Here is a 20,945-nt window from a genome sequence, read left to right as displayed (position 1 = left end):
CGAAGTTCGCCGTCTGCTCGGGGGTGAGGTGGGGAAGTCGGCCTACTCGCTGAATAGAGGGAATCAATGCGTGCGGTGCCGGACGCAACAGTCGTGGCCATCACCGTCGACCCGTATCGCAGGGGAACAGAACTGTACGGCTGGGCGGAGTCCGTCGCCGTGGCCGAGCGGTACGTCGATGCCGTGCTCGGTCAGGTTCTGGTAGGGGGAACTTTCGAGCGGCGCGGTCCACTGGACTGGCTGTGGCGGTCGGGTGCCGCCGGTCCGTCCGACGTTCATGCGTTCGACCTGTCTCTGCTCGACGTGTCGGGCGTCCGGGTCGCCGACCCCTATGTGCCCGCACGGTTCGTCGATGTCCGCGTGGGTATTGCGCACCGGTCCGTCGTGCAGGAATCCCCTTGGGGCGACGACGATCTGGCGCATGTCGCCGATACCACGCTGCGTGAGGCCATCGAGTTCGGCGCCCCGGTGGTGATCGCCCGTCCCGGAATGCTTGCCGTGGCCCGCCGCCGCGCCGGGATCGGCTCCGACCTCGCCGCGGCGTCGTCGGACTCCTGGGAGCCGGTGTATCAGCCGATCGTGAAGCTGGGTGCGGGTGAGGTGACGACGGCCGGATACGAGTCGCTGCTGCGCTGGCGGCGCGACGGCGCGCTCGTGGGGCCCGACGTGTTCTTGGCGGGGCTCGAGGCGACCGAGCTGATCGTGCCGGTCGGCCGGGTCGCGATCGCCCGCTCGGTCGAGGCACTGGCCGGGCCGGTCACCGAACTACTCGGGCCGGATGCGTTCATGTCGGTGAATCTTTCAGCCGGGCAGTTGCGGGACAGGTGGCTCGGTGACTACGTCGGGTGGCTGCTCGGTGAACACGGCCTGGACCCGGCGCGGCTGTGGTTCGAGATCTCCGAGAACGCCGTCGTCACCCAGGGCAGCGTCGCCGACAGGACCATCTGGACCCTGCACGGGCTCGGGTGCGGGATCTGCGTCGACGACCTGGGGGCCGGCTTCGCCGCGCTGGGGTATCTGCGGAATCTGCCGATCGACGTGCTCAAGGTCGACCGTGCGCTGGTCAGTCGGATGCCGAGCGAACGGATGGACCGGGCGGTGGTGCGCGCGATCTGCGACCTGGCGTCCGCGGCGGGCGCGCTCACCGTCGCCGAGGGCGTCGAAACGCCGGAGGTGCTGGCCGCCGTCAAGGAACTGGGATGCGACATGGCGCAGGGGTACCTGTTCGGCAGGCCGGCCTCGTTGGCGTAGTGCACTCGGTGGCACCCGCGAACGACCTTTCCGGACACGGCGCCAAACCTCGATGCATGCTATTTTCGCTATTGCATTTGACATAGAAATGGGCTGTGAACAGGGCATCACACGGAATCCAGGCCTGCGGGACAGCGGAGGATATCAGGAATCGATGGTGGCACTTTCTCGCATGCCGGACCGGCAGCAGACACTGTCCGCGGTGCTGCGCAGCCGGATCGACTGGCTGCTGCTGGGACTGGACGCGACGACCATGCTAGTGATCTCGGTTCTCGTCCACCTTGACGAAGGCGGCTACGCAGAGGCCGTGGGCATCGTGGGTGTCGCACTTACTTTGGTGTCGCTGGAGGTCGCCGGCCTGTACCGTTCGCGGCTGACCCTGTCGGCGCTCGACGATCTGCCGCGGCTGGCGGCCTGGTCGATCATCAGCTCCGGGACGGTACTCGCCGTAGCCCGCCCGGGCGAGTCGATCACCCGCACCGCGGCCTACGCCACCCTGGTATTCGTCGCCCTGTTCGTCGTCCGCACCGCGTACTACATATTCGTCCGCAGGCGTAGGCGGCGTTCGCCGGCCGTGAGGATGCGGGCGATGGTCGTCGGCGACGGGCTGGTATCGGTTGAGCTGATCAAGAACACCCGCGCTCTCCCCGAATTGGGCCTCGATGTGGTCGTGGCGGTCAGCGACAGTCCGATGTCCGAACTCGTGGACACCCGAGTCAGGGTCGAGGGTGGCGCCATCCTGGACAAGGCCGTCGAGCATGACATCGATATCGTGCTGGTGTCGTTCGGTTCGGCGCCGGATTCGCGGCTGGTCGGGCCCCTGCGGGCCTGTGACGAACTCGATTGTGAGATCTTCATCGTCCCGCGGTTGTACGAATTCGTTTCGCTCACCCCCACCATGGACCGGATTCATACGATTCCGCTGGTGCGGGTGCGCCGGGACGCCTTGCGTACCTGGTACTGGAAGCTCAAGCGGGTCTTCGACGTCACCGTGGTGTCACTGGCCCTGGCTGTGCTCGCCATCCCGATGGCCCTTGTGGCTCTCGGCGTGTTCCTGTCCGATCCGAGCGCCCCGATCCTGTTCCGGCAGAGACGGATCGGCCGCGACGGGCAGCTGTTCGACATGCTCAAGTTCCGCTCGATGCGGCCCGCTACGGAAACAGCCTCGGATTCGCAGTGGCAGCCCACGGACCGGATCTATCCGCTCGGCAAACTGATGCGCAAGACCTCGATCGACGAACTGCCGCAGTTGTGGAATGTACTGCGCGGCGACATGTCCATCGTCGGCCCCCGCCCGGAGCGGCCCCATTTCGTCGAACAGTTCGAGTCGTCGGTGCCACGCTACGGTGACCGTCATCGCGTCGACGTCGGGCTGACCGGTTGGGCGGCGGTGCACGGACTGCGCGGGGACACCAGCATCAGCGATCGCGCCGCGTACGACAACTTCTACATCGAGAACTGGAGCGTCTGGCTCGACATCAAGATCATCGTCCGCACAGTCGGTGCGGTACTGCGCGGATCGGGGTCCTGAACGGCGGTTTGATCGAGTTCATGGTTTGATCGAGAAGATCTCGCATCGTGGATTTTGCACGCACATGAATGGAGAAGCCAGTGATCTGCCAATCGTGCGAATCCGGGAATCTGTCGATCGTTGTCGCTCTACCGCAAGCGGGCTCGCCCGCGAGGACGTGACGATCTCTGTGGAAGTCGGATCCGTCAGCCGAGGCGATCGCCCGCCACGGCCCCTGCGCCGCAACCGCTTGGCGACGCATTTCGACCAGCGAACGCAGTCGGTGCTCGTCAGCGAGGTCGGTGCGCTGCCGTTGATCGCTACCGTCCTGGCCGTGCAGTCCACGCTGGAACCGGGGGGCGTGCCGTGGATGGTCGGGGTCGGTATCTATACGGTGATCTCGATAGTGATCACCGCTGCGGTCGGTCGGCTCACCGACGTGATGTTCGCCGTATTGGGCTTCGGCGGGATGGTCGGCGTCGCGATTTCCGCAGGGGTGCTGGCCGACCCGGGAACCGCGCACATGGTGCTGGCCCTGCTCGCCGCCGTTCCCGCGCTCGCCGCGATGGAGTCGCCGACCCCGACGGCGATCGGATTCGCCGTCGTCGCGATCGGTTTGGGTTTTGCAGCCGTCGCGACCAGGGCGGAGTCGATCGTAGCGCTGGTCATCAGCGGCGGGGCGTTGGTGATGGCCGTGATCGTGCCGACCTCCCTGGTGCTGATGCTTCGGTCGTCGTTGTCCGCTGCGTTGGAGCGGCAATCGGCGCTGAGCGAGACCGATCCGCTGACAATGACCCTCAATCGGCGAGGGCTCGTCTCCCGCTGGGATGCAGAGGTCGGGTCATCGACCTGGTGGGGTCGGGCAGTCGGTTTCATCGAGTTGGACATCGACTACTTCAAACAACTCAATGATCGGTATGGCCACTCCGCCGGTGATGCGGTCCTGGTCGTAGTCGCCGAGGTACTGACGGAGCTGACCGCCGACGCCGGGCTGGTCGCGCGAACCGGTGGTGAGGAGTTCGTCGTGGTGGTTCCGGTGGACAGTGGGCGCGACCTGGCGCGCTTCTGTCACAGTCTGCGTGTGAAGGTCGCTGAATACACCGATATCACGGTCAGCATCGGCGCGGTGTACGCCCCGGTTCCGAGGTCGGCCGACTGGCTGCGCAGACCGACCCATGCGGTGATCGATGAACTGCTGGCAGCAGCCGACCAGGAGTTGTACGCGGCCAAAGGGAGCGGGCGCAATCGGATCGCGCTGGCCGAATCCGACGTGCTGGTCAGGGCCGGGGCTCGCGCAGTTGCGGACGACCGGAAGGCAGGTGGCCATGGCCGACATCCTGCACCCGGAGGCGGTCGCGGCTCACCGGCGTTACGAGGGTCCGTCCGCTGAGACAGCGCACCGACGCCTGCGTCGACCGTTCCCTTACTACTAGTAGTAGTAGGGGAACGCGTTCCAGTCGGGGTCTCGCTTCTCCAGAAACGCGTCCCGACCCTCCACGGCCTCGTCGGTCATGTACGCCAGCCGCGTCGCCTCACCGGCGAACACCTGCTGACCCATCAGCCCGTCGTCGGTGAGGTTGAACGCGAACTTGAGCATTCGCTGCGCCGTCGGCGACTTGCCGTTGATGGTGCGCGCCCAGTCGATCGCGGTGTTCTCCAACTCGGCGTGGTCGACGACCCGGTTGACCGCACCCATCCGGTGCATCGTCTCGGCGTCGTAGGCCTCGCCGAGGAAGAAGATCTCTCGGGCGAACTTCTGGCCGACCTGCTTGGCCAGGTAGGCGCTGCCGTACCCGGCGTCGAACGAGCCCACGTCGGCGTCGGTCTGCTTGAATCGGGCGTGCTCGCGGGATGCGAGCGTCAGGTCGGCCACCACGTGCAGCGAATGCCCGCCGCCCGCCGCCCAGCCGTTGACCACCGCGATCACCACCTTGGGCATTGTGCGGATCAGTCTCTGTACCTCCAGGATGTGCAGCCGCCCACCCTCGGCCTTCACCCGTGCCTCGTCGACGCCCTCGACGCCCGCCGCGGTGACGTCCGAATCGTGGCTGGTGGCGTACTGGTACCCCGACCGACCGCGAATCCGCTGGTCGCCGCCGCTGCAGAACGCCCACCCCCCGTCCTTGGGGCTCGGCCCGTTGCCGGTCAGGAGAACCGTCCCGACATCGGGGGAGCAGCGCGCGTGATCGAGGACGCGATACAACTCGTCGACGGTATGCGGCCGGAACGCGTTACGCACCTCCGGCCGGTCGAATGCGATCCGCACGATGCCGTTCGCCCGGCCCTCACCGGTGTGCCGGTGATAGGTGATGTCGGTGAGATCGCCGAATCCGGGGACGGCCGCCCACTGGGCGGGATCGAAGGGGGACGCTGCCGATGAGGTGCTCATGACCGTCCACCCTAACGGGACGCCGGATTCGTGCGGTGTCGGTTGGTGGGAGGTTCGAGACCCACGGGTGAACACGTTCTACTACGGTGAGAGGGTGAGTGACGTGCAAGACATACTGACCGGTGCGGACGCGGACTCCGCCGACGAAGTGGGTTCGCGCCGGGGCGGCTTCCGGCCGATCGACCCGGCCGTCGGAGACAGGGGCGGTCCCCGCTACGGCGAGTTCATCGAGCAGGTGCGGCTGTTCATGGACAACGTGCGGCTGGCGTGCCCGACACCGGAGATGGGCGACGACCTCATCGACACCCTCAAAGATCTCAACGCCAAGCTCGCCGCGGTGCAGATCGACGAGTGGCACACCCCGGCCGGCACCCGTATCGACCTGCCGGCCCGCGGCAACATCACCCTGCCGCCGTTCGTCATCGACAACATCGACAGGGAGAACGGGTCGGTGGAGGCGACGGTCACCTTCACCAACTACCACCTCGGGGGCAACGACGCCGCCCACGGCGGACAGGTCGCCGTCGCCTTCGATGACATCGGCGGATACGCGTCGGCGGTGGCCACCAACGGCATCTGCCGCACCGGCTACCTCAGAGTCGACTACCGCTCGGTCACCCCGCTCAACACCGCGCTGAAGATGCGTGCCTGGGCCGACCGCGTCGAGGGCCGCAAAGCCTTCATCAAGGGCACCATGCACGACGGCGACCGCCTGTGCGCCGAACTCGACGGTCTGTTCATCCGCCTCAACCCCGGCCAGCCGTAATCCGACCGGCTGTAGCCCGGCTCAGGCCGTTCGCCGACCGAGTTACGGGGCCGTGGGTCTGCGCCGGGCGTGGTCCAGTAGTTCCGTGAGAGCTGCGGTGGTTCGGGCGATGTCGAACTCACGCTCCACGAGCGCGCGGCCCTCATTGCTGAGGTTGCCGTCGTGGGCGGTGACCGCCCGGGTGAGCGCATCGTTGAGGCTGCGCGCATCGCCGGGTTCGGCCAGATGGCCGGTCACGCCCTCGACCACGATTTCGGGGATGCCGGACAGGGACGTGGATACCGTGGGCACACCGCACGCCAATGCCTCCATCAACGCGACCGGTAGTCCTTCCATCTGCCCGTCGCGGGCCACGATGCTGGGCAGGACGAACAGGTCCGCGGCATCGAGTGCGGCGCGCACCTGGTCCTCGGTTTGGCCGCCGCGGAATCGGACCCGCTGGGAAATGCCCAATTGTTTTGCAAGGGAATCTAATTCGTCGCGCAGTGCGCCGGATCCGATGAGCTCGAGCTCGATGCCGTCGACAGCGGTGCCGCCGAGTGCGAGTGCGCGCAGGAGAATGGCGTGGCCCTTGTACTCCTGGAGGGACGCGACGCAGAGCGCGCGAATCGGCCGGTCGGCGGAAATCGTGCGCGGGCGATAGTGATACGCGGTGGTGTCGATGCCGCAGTGCACGATGTGAATCGGGGTCGGACCGGCATCGAGGGCGGTCAGGAGCCCGCGGTTGTGACCGGAGATGGTGACCACGAATTCGGCGTCGCGGACTTTGCGGCGCAACATCGAGGTGTCCACATACAGATCGTGGGCGTGGGCGGTGAAACTATAGGTGGCTCCGGTCAATTCGCGGCACACCCAGGCGGCGAGCGCTGGATACGTCGCGTAGTGAGCGTGGATATGCGGGGGTGCGGAGAACTCCCCGGAGGTGAGTCCGGCGCTGATCTCCTTCGAGTGCGCGCACGCCAGGGCAAACGTGATCAGCGCGCGTGCGGCGGGCTCGGGACGGCGGCCGTATCCGGTCACGACTACTGCCAGGGCCCGCAGGAACCGGATCGGATGACGCACACAGGCCCACACGACCCCCGCGATCGCCGCTGCTGCACCGGGGCGGCGGTTCCGTGGAACCCACGGCTGCGCGATCGGATGGACCACCCCGGGCGGCGCGGGGAACAGCGACCGCAACCGGACATCGGGGGTACCCACCGATATCGCATCGAGTTCACGCACGATGAACGTCTCGGACACCACCGGAAACCGCGACACCATGTACCAGAGATCGCGTGGCGCCGTCATAATGCCGGCTGCACGTCGAGGTAGGTCTCCCGCAGCCGGGCCAGCCACGCGTCGGCGGAAAAATGTTCCCGCGCGCGCCGCAGCGCCGCGTCCGTCATCTCGGTGCGTAGGCCGGGATCATCGAGCAGGCGGATGACGGCGTCCGCGAATGCGTCCGGGTCGCCCGGCTCGAACAGCAGTCCGGTCCGGCCGTCGTCGATGATGTCGGGGATTCCGCCGACCCGGGTGGCGGCGACTGCGCAACCGGCGGCCGATGCCTCGATCAGCACGGTGGGCAGGTTCTCATGGGTGCTCGGCAGGACGGTGATATCGGCGGCCCGGTAGATGTCGGGCATGTCGGTGCGCACACCGGCGAAACGTACCGAATCGGTCAGCCCTGCTGCGGTGACCTGTGCGCGCAGCTCGGCGTCGAGCTCACCGCCGCCGACCAGCGCGAGGACGGCTCCCGGGTGTTGTTCCAGGACCCGCGGCCAGGCGTCGACGGCCACCGAAATGCCTTTGGGCCGACGGAACGCCGCCGGCAGGACGACAACCGGACGGCCGGCGGAACCGCCGAGTCGAGCGCGGACCGCGGGATCGGCCGGCCCAGGGGCGAAGCCGGTCACGTCGATCCCGTTGTGCAGCACCATCCAGTTGGCAGGCATCCGGCGCGGTCGGTACAGCTTACGGAACGATTCCCGCGACGCACTCGAGACGAACAGGGCCCGGTCGGCCGCGGTGGCCGAGGCCACGGCGAGGCGTTCGCGCTGTGCCGCACGCCCTTCCAGTGGTGCGGCGACGTGATGGAAGGTGCATACCAACGGGGTGCGGGTCAGGGTGCAGGCGGGTTTCGCCAGGGTGATCGCCATCTCCAGATGGGCATGCACAACGTCGTACCGGCCGTCGCGGATGAGGGATACCAGCTTGGGTACCGCGGTCGGATCGAGGAGCCGGCGAATCCCCAGCGAGCGCGTCGTGACCCCGGCGTCGGTGAGGATGGTCATTGTCTTGGCGGCGTTCATCGACTCGGGCGAGAGTCCGACGAAATCCATCGTCATATCGGTGCGGCGCGTGGCGGCAGCCATCGGGGCGAGCAGGGTTTCGGCACCGCCCATCCGGAAGGCGTCGATCAGGACCAGGACACGCATCTCACTTCACCACCCGGAGCCGGTTCCACGGCACGCCGCCGAGGGAGTCGTAGTCCCAGCGCAGGCCCGCGTTGCGATAGATGCCGCCGATGTGGTTGCCGGAGGCGGCCGGATCGCGTTCGAAGCTGACGCTCAACGCGGAGCTGCCGATGTCGACGATGTAGCCGCCGTAGCGCTGCATCGCCGTGGCCACAGTTCGTTCGGCGGGAGTGAGCCCGAGTGAGTTCAGGTCGATCGAGGGATCGAGCTGCAACCTGGCTCCTTCGGGTATGCAGTCGGATCGGGCCGAGCGTCCGTCGGTCTTGATCGCAGGGGAGCGGAAGACGACCGCGCAGGCGTTGTTGGTCTGCAATGCCAGGGCGTGCGGGATGTTCCCGCGGGCGATCTCGGCCAGCCGGACGACCCCGCCGAGCCGCGATGCCCCCGATCCGGTCGCGGCACCGCCCCATCCGGAACCGGTCAGGGTGTTGACGGCGCCGAATGCCGCCGACCAGCTCCGGCCTTGTTTGTGTACCCGCCAGAACTCGTACACCGCGTTTGTGCGTTCGTCCACGACCACCATCGCACTATCGCTTCCGGTGGAAGGTCGGGCCCCATTCGGTACGGGTACTGAGAGACCGCTGAAGGGACAGGGGCCCCAGGTGGTCACCCGGCAGGGGACCGAGTAGCGCGGGGTACTCCGTCCGGCGACGTAGACGGGAATGCCGAACTCCACGATCGAGGTATGCAGGGCCACTGGGGGTTGCAGTGATCGCACCATCTGCGCGCTGCGCGGATCAGTACTCGGGTAATGGCCGATCGTCGTGTTCCACGGTGCCGAAGCGGCGAACGGCCGGGCCGCGGTACCGGACCGTACGTCGGCGGAAGCCGAGTAGGAGCCGGCGCAGACCGTCGCCGGTATCAGTGCCGACAGGACGATGAGCATCCGCAGGTAGCGCGGACGGTGGCCGGTTCGACGGCGAATGTGGTTTGTGCTCATGGCGTCGTGGCCTCCTTCAGTGCGTCGCCGACGATCGTGGCAGTGCGTTGCCAGGCTCCGGCGACATGTTCGTGCCCGGCGGCGCCGAGAGCTGCGGCCAGTTGTGGGTCGGTCAGCAGCTTGAGCATGGCCGCCGCGAGCGCCGCGGGGTCCTGCGGCGGCACGAGCAGGCCGTTCTCGCCGTCGTGTACCGCCTCGGCGAGGTCACCGACCTCCGTGGCGACGACAGGCCTGCCGAAGGTGTACGCCAGGTGCACCACGCCGCTCTGGCTTGCCCGTACGTAGGGGGTGACCAGCAGGCGGGCCGATCCGACGATCCGCGCGACCTGGTCGGTGGGGATGTATCCGGTCGTCGTCGTCACGTTCCCGATGGACTCGGCTCGTGCGAGGACCGCGGGCAGGTCGACGTCGGCGCCCACCGCTCCGGCCATGACGAGTTCGGCATCCGGACGTTCGGCGCGGACGTGTTCGAACGCGTCCAGCAGTACGTCGATGCCCTTGTACGCGGTCCAGGTGCCGAAGAAGAGGGCGACCGGCGCGGTGTCCGCAACGGGTGTGGTGGCGTCGGGTTCGGGGTCCAGCGCCCCCTCGTCGCCGTGTTCGATGACCAGGACAGGGCAGTGGGGGCGCCAATGATCCTGCACCAGTTCCTTTGTGCGCGAACCAAGTACGAACACCACGTCGAGTTGTTGCCAGGCCGCGGCGAAGCAGGCCTGCAGGACGCGGCCGGACTTGACCGTGCTGGTGTCCTTGGCATCGGACCGGGGAAAGGGTTCATGGGCGATCAGGGCGAAGGCGGTCCGAGGCAGGAGCCGGGCGTACACGGCGACGAACGCGGGCTCGAAGGCGAACCGCCAGTGTGAGAAGACGACGGCGCGTGGGCGGGACCGGATCAGGAGTGCGCCGAGCACGATCCAGGCCAGCACCAGTTGCGCCGCCCGCAGCGGCCGCCGGATCAGGCGAACGGCACGCGAGCGAACCTCCTGATCGGCCGGGTGCCAGGTGGGCAGCACCGAACGGATGGAGAATCCATCGGTGTGAAAGGAGAGTTCGGGGTCGGGTCCGGTCCATAGCTCGACCTGCCGGCCGTCGGCGGCGAGTGCCTGGCCCAGCTGCGCACCGAACTGGAACAGCCCTCCCGACGGGGAGAATTCCACGAATACTGTCGGACGGGTCATGCAGGGACAACCTCTCGGTTTCGTTTGCCGGTCGTGGCGGTGTGTCGAGTCGGGCGGAGCACGGCCCACCCGCCGACGGCGACGAGCAGGCCCGCTATCACCGCCGTGGTGGCGGCGCGCGGTGATATCGACGCCGTGGTCCGGGTGATGGCCGGTCCTACTTCGGTGAAACTGTACTGACGGTGGCCCAGATACTTGGTGGAGCGGTTTTGCGCTTGCCTCACCGCGGTCTCGACAAGGCCGCGGCTTCGCGTCGGGGCGGCGGTGGCGGTGATCCGGATCGTCCCCCGGACCGGGTCGGCCGCGACGGTGACGCCGTCGACGTCGGGGTCGATGATCCGCGCCACGGTGGGCAGGAACTGTTTGCGATTGCGGATATTGAGTGCGTAGCTGTAATAGCCGTCCACCTGACCGACGGGTCGCAGGGTGACGTGTTGTTCAGTGACATCCTGCGAGTCTCGGGTATTGATCAGTACGATGCCGGCCGTGCAGGCGCCGGCGGCAACCGCAGCGATGACGGCCGCTGCCTGTCGCGCGCTGTGGCGCACCCTGTCCCGGCCGTCCGGCCACTCCGGTGCGAGCGCGGCCGCCAGCGCCAGAATGATGCCGAACGTGCGGAAATACGCAATGTGCAGGGTGATACTGGCCGCACCCCAGGCGACGATCGCCGCGCACACCGCCGTGGTGAGCAGCCGGTCGGGGTCGCGTGGCCGGGAGACGATCCCCATAAGTCCGAGAATCAGAAATCCGACGAACATGATGGCCCAGCTGATCAGGCCCACGACACCGGTTTCGGCGAGTAGTTCCAGGTACAGGTTGTGCGGGGCGTTCGGGGCCAGCTCGGTGGTCAGCGGCCGGCCGAGTGCGGTAGGCACCTGGTCCTGATGGGCGTCCACCTGAAGGCCGTAGGTTCCCGCGCCGTAGCCGAACACCGGACGTTCGGTGAACATCAGCCGGGCGATCTCCTGGGATGACATCCGGCCGAGGAGCGAGGGGTCGAGGTCGGCGATGTCGGTGCTGCTCGAGTTGATCTCGGAGGCCGCCGATAACAGCCGGTCACCGATCCCGGGAGTGAGAAGGAGAACGGCGATGAGCGCGGGGATCGCGACGACGCTCCACCGTCGCGCCGTCGGGCCGACCAGGACCACGAACACGCACAGCGCCACTCCGGCGGCGAGAAACGTGCCCCGGGACTGGGTGAGGTAGATGCCGATCAGCAGCAGCGACGCCGCGACCAGCCAGAATGCAGTCCGGGCGTGTTGACCCGCGCGCAGGCACCGTGCGGTGAGCGCGGCAGCAAGCGACAGACCCAGCACGAGGTGCCGCCCCCAGAAATTCGAATCAGGCAGCGGCCCGCCGTATCGCAGCGTCGTGATGCCCTCGCCGAGTGCCTGGGTCGCGTCGGCGAAACCACCGAGTGAATTGGTTCCGCCGAAGACCAGCTCGTTGATCAGCGTCATCGCCGACATCACAGCCAGAGGTACGACGAATGCCGCGGCGGCCGTCCAGTGGCCACCGGACACCTGGACGAGCATCAGTACCAGGAGCACGAACGAGCAGTCGATGAACGCGCGAACCAGATCGGCCTCGGAAGTGGCAACATCGGAGCTGGCTATCGCAGACAGCGCCTTCCCCGCGAGGTAACACGCCAGCAGCACCGCGGCGACCGCGGTCCACCGGTTGAGCCGTCGCCTGTGTTGCTCCTCGCGCAACGCCAGGATCAGGGCCGTGCCGCCGAGAGCGACGGACGCGTGGAAGATCGGTAGGGACGTGCGTCCGGCCAGCACGCCGGACAGATTCGTCACTTCGACGACGATGATCGTGACGGCAGTCCACGACGGGTTCTGGGCCACGAACCAGGCGAAGGCGACCGCGACGGGGACTGCGCAGATGATAAGCGGCGAGGACATGCCTGCGACGGTGATGGCGCCGAGTGCGGCCAGACCGGCGACGATGAGCAGCGCCGGAGCCTGGGTCCGGGCCTGCACCACGATCCGGTCCACCGCCGTCTGGAATGTGTCCGCCCTTGGGGCGCCCTGACGGGGGATGCCCTGTCTGTGGGTGCCCTGACTGGGGGTGCCCTGACTGGGGGTGCCCTGACTGGGGGTGCCCTGACTGGGGGTCGACGGGGGTTCGGGAGCCAGGACCGGTGCGGTCACCGGGTGCAGGCGTCCGGCGGCGTTCATTCGTAGGGCCTGGTCACGGCACGCCTGGTCGTAGCCTCATCGGCGGCGCCCGCACCGCGCATGCGGTGGCGTCCGGCCCCCCGGGTGATCGCCAGTGCCGCGCCGAGACCGAGCAGCGCTCCGGCCGCCGCCCCGAGGATCGCGACCTGCGTCGGCGAGGACTTCGCGACCGGCCGGGCACTGCCTGCCACCGTCTTGATCACCTCGACCTCGAACGGTCTGGCGATGCTTTTGACGTTGCTCGAAGCGGCGGAGAGCACTGCCGCCAGGCCGCGCTCGGCCGCGGTCGAGGTCGGTGCCTCCACGGACACCGTCAGCATGGTCGTCTCCGGAATCGCGGCCGCGGTGAGAGTGAGATCTGACTGCTCGACGTCGGCGGCGGCTGCCATCACCGGAAGCCACCGGTCGGTGTCCTGATAGATCAGTGCCACCGTTTTCGGCAACTGGCCGCCGGTGAGCACCTCCCAGAATCCGGAACTCCGGGCGGTTGACAGCTTTTTCGGGGGGAGGAGGGCGACATCGGCTTTTGCGACATAGCGGGTCTCGTTCGGGGTCAGGGACCAGGACAGCAGCATGCCCACTAGCGCGCCGAGCAGTACTCCGGCGCTGATGATGGCGCGGGTGCGGGTACCGATGGGGCGTGTCATGCTCTCTCCGGACATTTAGTGTCGCGACTTCGGGACGGCGCTCCGCGGTTATGTGTCGATATGGATGCCACCTTAACTAGGGTGGATAGTACCGGTAGGTCGCGGTCCGGCCGTGGTCGAGCAAGCCTGCCGAAGCGGTGACATTTCACTCATCAGCACCAATGTGAAATTCTGGTACATTTCATGAAATGCCTACGGCTGACATCATTTCGAGAGCCCTCGCATCCCCGAAATAGGGTGGGATTCTGGGCTCGCTGGCCCGTCGTACATGGCGGCGTGTGATAACTCTCAACTTCCATCGGATCGGTATACCCGGGGACGGTGACGACCCGGATTTATGCAGGACTTCCGCCGTGGCTGTTCGGCTCGCCTCGTCGGTACGCATGAAGGCCGACACGTAAGTGTTGCCACAAGTTAGTACATCCGCTGATAGAGGGCGGCGACGGACGGAACTGATGCGATGACGGTGATGCTGGTCAGTGCGGTCGACCCATACCCCGTCGATGCCGGCAAGAAGGTAGTCCTCGCCGGATTCGTGGACTACTTCAGGGAGCGATACGGGCCCGGCGGTGTGCACTATCTACTGGTTGGCGGGCGTCCCCCCGAGCGATTCCCGGTGACCCTGCACCACGTACCCGGTCCCGGGCGGCTCACCGCCGTCGGCAATGTCGCGCTGCGGGCGACGACCGGGCGATCGAGCATCCAGGAGGCGTTGCTCCGATCGCGCGCGGTCGGCCACGGCATCGATCGCATCCGCGAACAGGTACGGCCTTCGCGGCAGGTGTACGACACCGTGCGCATGGCGCAGTACGCGGACGAGAGTGCCTCGAAACAGGTGTGTTACCTCGACGACCTGTTCTCAGAGCGGTACACCGCGATGCTGGCGGCCGCGCGGCGGTTTCCCGATGTCGACATCCGGCCGCTGGGCAACTTCGCCGCCCATGTCCCGTCGCCGCTGCGCCCGATCGCCGACAACCGGCACGGCCGCAACGCGCTGCTGCGCACCGAACGACGACTGGTGCGCCGTAGCGAGGACCGGGTGGCCACCACCTTCGGCACCAGCCTGCTGATCAGCGAGGCTGAGGCTGTTGAGCTCGCCGCCCGTACCGGCGTTTCCCGTGACCGCGTGCGATCGCTGCCCCCGCTGGTGCGCCTCGCGCCCGGAGGTGCGAACGCGGAGCGTCGCGAGCCGGAGGCCGGCCGGCCTGTGTTCGTCTTCCTCGGGCTGCTGTCCCTGCCGCACAACGACGACGGGTTGACGTGGCTGCTGAGCGAGATCTGGCCGCTGGTCCTGCGCGCGCTCCCCGGTGCGCGGCTGCGGGTGATCGGCCGGGAGGCCTCGGAAGCGTTGCGCGCGTTGGCGGGCCGATACGGCGACAGCGTGAGCGTCGAAGGGTTCGTCGAGGATTTGAACGGGGCGCTGGCCGATGCGTCGGCGATGCTCAACCCGCTGCGGTTCGGTTCGGGAATCAAGCTCAAGGTGATCGAGGCGCTCGCGCGGGGCATCCCGGTGGTCTCGACGACCGTCGGCGCCGAGGGCATCGTGAGCGGTGCCGACGCCGGGATCCTGGTCGCCGACGAACCGGCCGCCATCTGTGCGCAGATGTGTGAGCTGACCTCGCCGGGTCACAATGCGCGCATCGCGCGCGCCTCGGCGGCTCACTTCGATGCGGTCTATTCGCGCCCGGCGGTGTTCGCGGCCTACGACAGAGCATTCGGGTGATGTCGGGGAAGTGCCCCGGCCGGAGGAACCGGTGACCCACCGCGCCCCGGAGCCCGAGGACAAGGAGCCCGAGGACAAGGAGCCCGAGGACAAGGAGCCCGAGGACAAGGAGCCGGGGGCATCCGGTGGACTGACCGGGCATCTTCTCAAGGGCGCCGGGGCGGCGGCCGGCGGGCTGGTCATAGTCCAGGGGGTCGGCGCGGTTCAGACCCTGGTCCTGGGCCGGCTGCTCGGACCGGCCGAGGTGGGACTGTTCATCGCGGGGACCGTGCTGCTCAGCTTTATCGCCGAGATCACCCAGGGGTCGATGGCGCAGGCACTCATCGCCCGGCGCCACGACATCGAACGGGCCGCCAACACGGCCCTCGTCGTCACGTTCTGCACCGGTGTCGGATTCGGCCTGGCGGTGGCCGCGGCCGCGCCGCTGCTGGCGATGATCTTCCATAGTGACAAGGTCGGCTGGATCGCCGCGGCCAGTAGCGGCATGGTGATTCTGCATGCGTGCACCGCGGTACCGGACGCGCTGATGCAGCGCGAGATGAAGTTCTACCGCAGGCTGGTCATCGACCCGATCGTGACCATCACCTATGCGGTGACGGCGATCTCGCTGGCGCTGGCCGGATTCGGTGCGTGGTCGATGGTCATCGGGACGTATCTCTCGCAGATCGTGTGGGTGATCATGAGCTGGTGGCTGGCACGGTGGCGTCCGTCGCTGCGGCTGGCCTCGTTCCGGATATGGCGGGAGCTGGCTACGTTCTCGGCGCCGCTGCTGGTCTACGCGCTCGCCGAGCAGAGCCGGGATGTGCTGAACCAGACGATCGTCGGCCGGGTGCTGGGCACCCCGAAACTCGGGCAGTTCCGCTACGGTCTGCGGCTGGGAATGATGCCGTCGATCGCCATCATCCAGGTGTGCTCGTATGTGCTGTTGCCGGCATTCGCCGCGATCGCGGGGGAAGCCGAACGCTTCCGCCACGCATACCTGCGCGCACTCGGCTGGATCTGGTGTGTGGCCGCCCCCGTCGGTCTGGTGATGATCGTGGCGGGCGAACCGGTCATGGTGGCGTTGCTGGGGGAGCAGTGGCGGCCGGCGGGCGTACTGGCGGAGGGGCTGGCCGGTGTCGGCCCGGGGATGGCGCTCTACGCGGTGGCCGGCGAAGCCGTCAAAGGGGCCGGCCGAACGCGGGTGCTGATGTGGCTGTCGATCGTCGACCTCGGCGTGGGGGTTCCGGCCGTTCTCGTCGCCGCCCACCACGGGCTGGTGTACGTCGGTATTGTGCTGTCGGTCATGTCGCTGGCCACCGGCGCGGCGTGTGTCATGTGCGCGCGACCCATCGTCGGGGTGAGCGGCCGGGAGACCTTGCGCTGCGTGGTACCGGCGGGAGCGGCGGCGGTCATTTCGTTCGCTCCGCTCATCGCCGGCCGGATACTGCTGGTCGACGAACAACCGGGCCTGCCGCGGGTAATCGTGGAATGCCTCGTCTACGGGGTCGTATACGGACTGGCACTGGCCGTCGTCGACAGAGAGCGGGTGCGCGTGTTGTTACGTCTGACGGGCTCGTTGGCCGGCAGGCTCCGCGCCCGCAAGCCGGTCGAACCGGAATGACCACACGACAGTGACTACAGGGCGGTGACTTACAGCGCTACCGCGCCGATGGAGAAGCCCGCGTGGTTCAGGCGTTCGGTGAGGACATCGCCCATCGCCACTGCCGGGGTGAGCACCCCGTGGTGGTCGGGGAGCCTGTCGCGGTCGAGGGCCAGGGCCAGGGCGCTCTCGCCGAGCATCACCGCGGTCGCCTTGTAGCCGGGATCGCCGTGGCCACGGAAGCGGGCCCGGTAGCGTCGGCCGGTGGTGCTGGTGGTGAACGCCTCGGCAGTGAAATGTCCTTTGTCCCTGGTCTTTTGGTTCGGTCCCTCGCCGGGTGCGGGCAGTACCCGGTCCAGCAGCCGACGCGTCGGCCCGAAACTCATGGCGCCCAGGAATGCGCCTGTGCCCACCCCGACGAGCCCGGCGGTGACCGCCGACACCACCGGAATGTCGCCGACGTTCATCGTCTCGCCGTAGTGGAAGTTCGCGCCATAACCGCCTTCCAGCAAAGCATTCGAGCGCCGGACGATGCGGGTGTTGTGCGAGGCCATGAAGAACGGGGCCAGTGTCCCCGATAGTGACGGATCCACCTTGCGGGCCGATACGATATTGAGATCGCTGGGCTCCGAACGCATTTCGGATCGGGGCGGGTCGCCCGGGCCCGACGACAGCGCCTGCGGATTGAGCATAAGCCTGCGTACCTGTGAGTCCTTGGCCTGATCGGCGATGACCCGCACTGAATCGATGGTGCCGCCCGACACCCCGCCACGGAAGGACTGCAACACGAATGTGGTGTCGGTGAGCTCCCCGGCGCGGTCGGCGGCGATCTTGCGATACAGCGCCCACACCGTCAGATCCGACGGAATCGAGTCGAAACCGCACGAATGCACGATGCGCGCACCGGAGCCCGCGGCGAGATCGTGGGCCTTGTCGATGGAGAACCGCACGAACGGCACCTCGCCGGTCAGGTCGACGTAGTCGGTGCCGGCGGTCGCCGCGGCCACCACCAGTGCCTCGCCGTACTTGAGGTACGGGCCGACGGTGGTGCATACCACGCGGGTGCGGGAGACCATCGCATCGAGGGAAGCAGGTGAGTCCGCGTCGGCGACGATGACCGGCCAGTCGGTTGCGGCCCCGCCGATGCGTTCACGCAATGCGACGAGTTTGGCCTCCGAACGCCCGGCCAGCGCGATCTTGGTCCCGACCGGGGCATGTGTGGCCAGGTAGCGTGCGGTGAGTTCGCCGACGAAGCCCGTCGCACCGAACACGACGACGTCGAACTCGCGCTTACCGGACTTATCGGACACCGTCGTTGTGTCTTCACTCATACGTCCGACTCTAGACTCCCGCGGCCCCATTTAGGGTGGGAGGATGCACCAGCCTCGCACCGAATACCCGTCCACCCTGCAGGCACGGGTCATCGTCGACGAACTGATCCGCGGCGGGGTGCGTGAGGCGGTGCTCTGCCCGGGTTCGCGAAACGCGCCGCTGGCATTCGCGTTGCACGCGGCCGACACCGCCGGACGGCTCCGGCTGCATGTGCGGATCGACGAACGCTCGGCCGGTTTCCTGGCGCTCGGCCTGGCCGCGGCGTCGCGGCAGCCGGTGCCGATCATCATGACCAGCGGCACCGCCGTCGCCAACATGTCACCGGCCGTATTCGAGGCCAACTACGCCCGCGTGCCGCTGGTGGTGGTGTCGGCGAACCGGCCGTACGAGCTGCTCGGATCGGGGGCGAATCAGACCATCGAACAGTTCGGGATCTTCGGTACCCAGGTGCGGGCCGCGATCAGTCTCGGCCTGGCCGAGCAGGACCTGGACACCAATTCGCAGTGGCGGTCGGCCGTCGGCCGGGTGCTGGCCGCGGCACGCGGTGCCCGCACCGGTAACGCCGGGCCCGTCCAGTTCGACATCCCACTGCGCGAGCCGCTCATTCCGGCCGACCCCGGCGAGGCTCAGCAGGACCTGGGGATCTTCGAGGGCCGCCCCGGAGGGCTGCCATGGACGCAGGCGCCCGTCGGCAGGCTCGACGTCCCGTTACCGATCGACCTGACCCTCGACACCGTCGTCGTGTCCGGTCACGGCGCGGGCGTCCATCCCGAACTCGCCGCGGTGCCCACGGTCGCCGAACCCACTGCTCCTGCCGTGGTCACGCCGCTGCACCCGCTTGCGCTTGACCTGATATCGCCGCGGCAGGCCATCATCTGCGGGCGCCCCACCCTGCATCGCGGGGTGTCGCGGCTGCTCGCCGACCCGAATGTGCGTGTGTACGCACTGACCACCGGCCCGCGCTGGCCCGACGTGTCGGGCAATGTGTACGCCACCGGAACCCGCGCCGAGGTCACCGGCGCCCCCGCCGAGGCATGGCTCAAACACTGCGCCGACACTCAGCACCAGGTGGTCACCGCGGTCGACGCCGAACTCGACGTACCCGGCAACACCACCGGACTGCATGTGGCGCGGGCGGTGTCGGCGGCACTGCGGCCCGGTGACCAGCTGGTGGTGGGGGCGAGCAACCCGATCCGCGACATCGCGCTCGCCGGCCGCGTCAGTCCCGAAGTCCGGGTGCTGTCGAACCGGGGAGTCGCCGGCATCGACGGCACCAACTCGACCGCCATCGGCGCCGCCCTCGACCTGCAATCGCGTGACCCCGGTGCCCGCACCGTCGCGCTCATGGGCGATCTGACGTTTGTGCACGACGCGACCGGCCTGCTCATCGGGCCCGGCGAACCACGTCCGTCCAATCTGCGGATCGTCGTCGCCAACGACGACGGCGGCGGTATCTTCGGGCTGCTCGAACAAGGTGACCCCCGCTTCAACACCGGTCCGTACGAGGGGGCGTATGAGCGGGTGTTCGGCACCCCGCATCGCACCGACCTGGCAGCGCTGTGCGCCGGATTCCACATCGCCCACCGGCGGGTGAGCCTCGGCGAATTGAGTGGCTACCTGCAGACCGAGGTGCCCGGCGGGCTCGAGGTCGTGGAGGTCAGCACCGATCGCGCCCGGCTGCGCGACCTCCACGCGGCCATCGCCGCCCGGTACCGGGAAATCCCATGAATGCGGCGGTGTTGCGGCGTGTCCAGAAGGGATTACTGCTGGTCGGGCTCGTCGGCACCGTGATGGGTGCGGTGCTGGTGATCGCGTGCTACCGCAACGACCACCAGATCGAGGCGCACAAGGCCACCGTCATGGCCGACGTCCTGTACGCGGGCGACCTGCGCGCCGACGTCAGCTTCCAGACCCCCGACGGCCAGCTGCACAGCCCGCGCCTGGGCCTGCTCTACCCCACCGAACTGACCCAGGGCCAGCGGATCAGCGTCGAGTACGACGCCACCAACCCCGACCTGGCTCGCCCAGCCGGCCGCGACGCGAGCCTGTCGATCGTGCCCGCCGTGTCGGTGGTGGCGCTGCTGTGGCTGGTCATCGGCGCCGTCGTGATCGGGCTGGCCGAAACCAACCGAAGGCTCACCGCCCGCCGGCCTGATCGGGTGACTGCGGGCGATCGGTGACCCAGTAGCGTGATACCCATGGCTGACACCGCGGGGCACCCGAGCAGGGCAACACTCGACAAGGATCCGGCCGAGGTCGCCCAGATGTTCGACGGCGTCGCCCGGCGCTACGACATCACCAACACGGTGCTCTCATTCGGGCAGGACCGGCGCTGGCGCACCGTCACCCGCAAGGCGCTCGCGCTCACACCCTCCGACGTGGTGCTCGATCTGGCCGCCGGCACCGCGGTGTCGACGGTCGAGCTGGCCAAGTCGGGGGCGCGGTGTATCGCCGCCGACTTCTCCCTCGGCATGCTCAAGGCCGGTGCTGGCAGGCCGGTGCCCAAGGTCGCCGCCGACGCCCTGAACCTGCCGTTCGCCGACCAATCCTTCGACGCCGCAACCATTTCCTTCGGCCTGCGCAACGTCAACGATGTTCCCCGGGCACTGAGCGAGTTCCATCGCGTACTCAAACCCGGTGGCCGCCTGGTGATCTGCGAATTCTCGACCCCCACCGTGCGGCCGTTCCGCACCGTATACATGGAATACCTGATGAAGGCGCTGCCCGCCGTGGCCACCAAGGTGTCGAGCAATCCCGACGCGTATGTGTATCTCGCCGAATCGATCCGGGCTTGGCCCGACCAATTCGAACTCGGCGAACTCATCCGCGACGCCGGCTTCTCGGGCGTCCGCTGGCAGAACCTCACCGGCGGCATCACCGCCGTCCACTCCGCCGTCCGCTGACATCCCCGTACCCTGCCTGAGAGCCTCATCTCACCCGCCCAACGCGTCCCTCGCTCCAGCGGCGGACATCTTGATCCCTGAG

Annotated in this window: 17 protein-coding genes; 9 read left to right on the top strand and 8 right to left on the bottom strand. The window is 67.8% G+C overall.

The annotated features are described in order from the left end of the window. Positions 1 to 75 precede the first annotated feature (75 nt). From KDB67_RS06785 to KDB67_RS06775, 3 genes are all read left to right on the top strand, one after another. Complete coding sequence (locus KDB67_RS06785; RefSeq protein ID WP_291013984.1) at positions 76 to 1,251, top strand: EAL domain-containing protein; 1,176 nt, start codon at positions 76 to 78, stop codon at positions 1,249 to 1,251. Between the two features lie 154 nt (positions 1,252 to 1,405). Further along, positions 1,406 to 2,782 (top strand): exopolysaccharide biosynthesis polyprenyl glycosylphosphotransferase, encoded by a 1,377-nt coding sequence (locus KDB67_RS06780; RefSeq protein ID WP_291013981.1) that lies wholly within the window; start codon positions 1,406 to 1,408, stop codon positions 2,780 to 2,782. A gap of 157 nt (positions 2,783 to 2,939) precedes the next feature. After that, positions 2,940 to 4,151: a GGDEF domain-containing protein gene (locus KDB67_RS06775; protein WP_291013978.1), complete on the top strand. Its 1,212-nt coding sequence runs from the start codon at positions 2,940 to 2,942 to the stop codon at positions 4,149 to 4,151. Positions 4,152 to 4,190: 39 nt separating this feature from the next. On the opposite strand, the gene KDB67_RS06770 is transcribed toward KDB67_RS06775, so the two are convergent. Continuing rightward, positions 4,191 to 5,150 carry a 1,4-dihydroxy-2-naphthoyl-CoA synthase gene (locus KDB67_RS06770; RefSeq protein WP_291013975.1) on the bottom strand — a complete coding sequence of 320 codons (960 nt, stop codon included), beginning with the start codon at positions 5,148 to 5,150 and terminating at the stop codon, positions 4,191 to 4,193. Positions 5,151 to 5,298: 148 nt separating this feature from the next. Here KDB67_RS06770 and KDB67_RS06765 point away from each other — a divergent pair, with 148 nt between their 5' ends. Continuing rightward, complete coding sequence (locus KDB67_RS06765) at positions 5,299 to 5,916, top strand: PaaI family thioesterase (RefSeq protein ID WP_291014022.1); 618 nt, start codon at positions 5,299 to 5,301, stop codon at positions 5,914 to 5,916. 42 nt (positions 5,917 to 5,958) lie between these two features. Here KDB67_RS06765 and KDB67_RS06760 read toward each other — a convergent pair whose 3' ends face one another. The 6 genes from KDB67_RS06760 to KDB67_RS06735 are packed head-to-tail and all read right to left on the bottom strand — an operon-like array spanning position 5,959 to position 13,323. Beyond that, positions 5,959 to 7,206, bottom strand: coding sequence for a glycosyltransferase (locus tag KDB67_RS06760; RefSeq protein WP_291013972.1), 1,248 nt, complete (start codon positions 7,204 to 7,206; stop codon positions 5,959 to 5,961). After that, positions 7,203 to 8,333 carry a glycosyltransferase gene (locus tag KDB67_RS06755; protein WP_291013970.1) on the bottom strand — a complete coding sequence of 377 codons (1,131 nt, stop codon included), beginning with the start codon at positions 8,331 to 8,333 and terminating at the stop codon, positions 7,203 to 7,205. Before KDB67_RS06755 ends, KDB67_RS06760 begins: the two co-directional genes overlap by 4 nt. Position 8,334: 1 nt before the next feature. Continuing rightward, positions 8,335 to 9,312 carry a hypothetical protein gene (locus KDB67_RS06750; protein ID WP_291013968.1) on the bottom strand — a complete coding sequence of 326 codons (978 nt, stop codon included), beginning with the start codon at positions 9,310 to 9,312 and terminating at the stop codon, positions 8,335 to 8,337. Then, positions 9,309 to 10,490 (bottom strand): glycosyltransferase family 4 protein, encoded by a 1,182-nt coding sequence (locus KDB67_RS06745; protein WP_291013966.1) that lies wholly within the window; start codon positions 10,488 to 10,490, stop codon positions 9,309 to 9,311. The genes KDB67_RS06750 and KDB67_RS06745 overlap by 4 nt, the downstream gene beginning before the upstream one ends. Next, on the bottom strand, positions 10,487 to 12,676 hold the full coding sequence (locus tag KDB67_RS06740) for an O-antigen ligase family protein (RefSeq protein ID WP_291013964.1): 2,190 nt from the start codon (positions 12,674 to 12,676) through the stop codon (positions 10,487 to 10,489). Before KDB67_RS06740 ends, KDB67_RS06745 begins: the two co-directional genes overlap by 4 nt. Continuing rightward, entirely contained in the window at positions 12,673 to 13,323 is a 651-nt protein-coding gene (locus KDB67_RS06735) for a hypothetical protein (RefSeq protein ID WP_291013962.1), read from the bottom strand. Before KDB67_RS06735 ends, KDB67_RS06740 begins: the two co-directional genes overlap by 4 nt. A 460-nt stretch (positions 13,324 to 13,783) precedes the next feature. Here KDB67_RS06735 and KDB67_RS06730 point away from each other — a divergent pair, with 460 nt between their 5' ends. Continuing rightward, the gene (locus KDB67_RS06730; protein ID WP_291013959.1) at positions 13,784 to 15,046 is read left to right on the top strand and encodes a glycosyltransferase family 4 protein; all 1,263 of its coding nucleotides are present in this window, start codon (positions 13,784 to 13,786) and stop codon (positions 15,044 to 15,046) included. A 31-nt stretch (positions 15,047 to 15,077) separates the two neighbouring features. Then, a complete protein-coding gene (locus KDB67_RS06725; protein ID WP_291013956.1) occupies positions 15,078 to 16,649 on the top strand; it encodes a lipopolysaccharide biosynthesis protein in 1,572 nt (523 codons plus the stop codon). A 29-nt stretch (positions 16,650 to 16,678) separates the two neighbouring features. On the opposite strand, the gene KDB67_RS06720 is transcribed toward KDB67_RS06725, so the two are convergent. After that, entirely contained in the window at positions 16,679 to 17,959 is a 1,281-nt protein-coding gene (locus KDB67_RS06720) for a saccharopine dehydrogenase NADP-binding domain-containing protein (RefSeq protein ID WP_291013953.1), read from the bottom strand. Between the two features lie 43 nt (positions 17,960 to 18,002). Here KDB67_RS06720 and menD point away from each other — a divergent pair, with 43 nt between their 5' ends. Genes menD through KDB67_RS06705 form a run of 3 tightly spaced genes read left to right on the top strand, consistent with a single transcriptional unit; the run spans position 18,003 to position 20,863 of the window. Further along, complete coding sequence (gene menD, locus KDB67_RS06715; protein WP_291013951.1) at positions 18,003 to 19,688, top strand: 2-succinyl-5-enolpyruvyl-6-hydroxy-3-cyclohexene-1-carboxylic-acid synthase; 1,686 nt, start codon at positions 18,003 to 18,005, stop codon at positions 19,686 to 19,688. Beyond that, positions 19,685 to 20,140, top strand: a complete 456-nt coding sequence (locus KDB67_RS06710; protein ID WP_291013948.1) for a DUF3592 domain-containing protein — start codon at positions 19,685 to 19,687, stop codon at positions 20,138 to 20,140. The genes menD and KDB67_RS06710 overlap by 4 nt, the downstream gene beginning before the upstream one ends. A gap of 18 nt (positions 20,141 to 20,158) precedes the next feature. Further along, complete coding sequence (locus tag KDB67_RS06705; RefSeq protein ID WP_291013945.1) at positions 20,159 to 20,863, top strand: demethylmenaquinone methyltransferase; 705 nt, start codon at positions 20,159 to 20,161, stop codon at positions 20,861 to 20,863. Positions 20,864 to 20,945 lie beyond the last annotated feature (82 nt).

Origin of the sequence: Gordonia sp. (in: high G+C Gram-positive bacteria) (genome assembly GCF_020438995.1) — a bacterium.
Classification (GTDB): Bacteria; Actinomycetota; Actinomycetes; order Mycobacteriales; family Mycobacteriaceae; genus Gordonia.
This window is presented reverse-complemented; position numbering and strand designations above follow the sequence as displayed.

Bases quoted from the DNA above. Each gene is read 5' to 3' on its own strand.
- KDB67_RS06780 (WP_291013981.1), top strand. From the start codon at position 1,406: ATGGTGGCACTTTCTCGCATGCCGGACCGGCAGCAGACACTGTCCGCG.
- KDB67_RS06770 (WP_291013975.1), bottom strand. From the start codon at position 5,150: ATGAGCACCTCATCGGCAGCGTCCCCCTTCGATCCCGCCCAGTGGGCG.
- KDB67_RS06760 (WP_291013972.1), bottom strand. From the start codon at position 7,206: ATGACGGCGCCACGCGATCTCTGGTACATGGTGTCGCGGTTTCCGGTG.
- KDB67_RS06755 (WP_291013970.1), bottom strand. From the start codon at position 8,333: ATGCGTGTCCTGGTCCTGATCGACGCCTTCCGGATGGGCGGTGCCGAA.
- KDB67_RS06750 (WP_291013968.1), bottom strand. From the start codon at position 9,312: ATGAGCACAAACCACATTCGCCGTCGAACCGGCCACCGTCCGCGCTAC.
- KDB67_RS06745 (WP_291013966.1), bottom strand. From the start codon at position 10,490: ATGACCCGTCCGACAGTATTCGTGGAATTCTCCCCGTCGGGAGGGCTG.
- KDB67_RS06740 (WP_291013964.1), bottom strand. From the start codon at position 12,676: ATGAACGCCGCCGGACGCCTGCACCCGGTGACCGCACCGGTCCTGGCT.
- KDB67_RS06735 (WP_291013962.1), bottom strand. From the start codon at position 13,323: ATGACACGCCCCATCGGTACCCGCACCCGCGCCATCATCAGCGCCGGA.
- KDB67_RS06730 (WP_291013959.1), top strand. From the start codon at position 13,784: ATGACGGTGATGCTGGTCAGTGCGGTCGACCCATACCCCGTCGATGCC.
- KDB67_RS06720 (WP_291013953.1), bottom strand. From the start codon at position 17,959: ATGAGTGAAGACACAACGACGGTGTCCGATAAGTCCGGTAAGCGCGAG.
- menD (WP_291013951.1), top strand. From the start codon at position 18,003: ATGCACCAGCCTCGCACCGAATACCCGTCCACCCTGCAGGCACGGGTC.
- KDB67_RS06710 (WP_291013948.1), top strand. From the start codon at position 19,685: ATGAATGCGGCGGTGTTGCGGCGTGTCCAGAAGGGATTACTGCTGGTC.
- KDB67_RS06705 (WP_291013945.1), top strand. From the start codon at position 20,159: ATGGCTGACACCGCGGGGCACCCGAGCAGGGCAACACTCGACAAGGAT.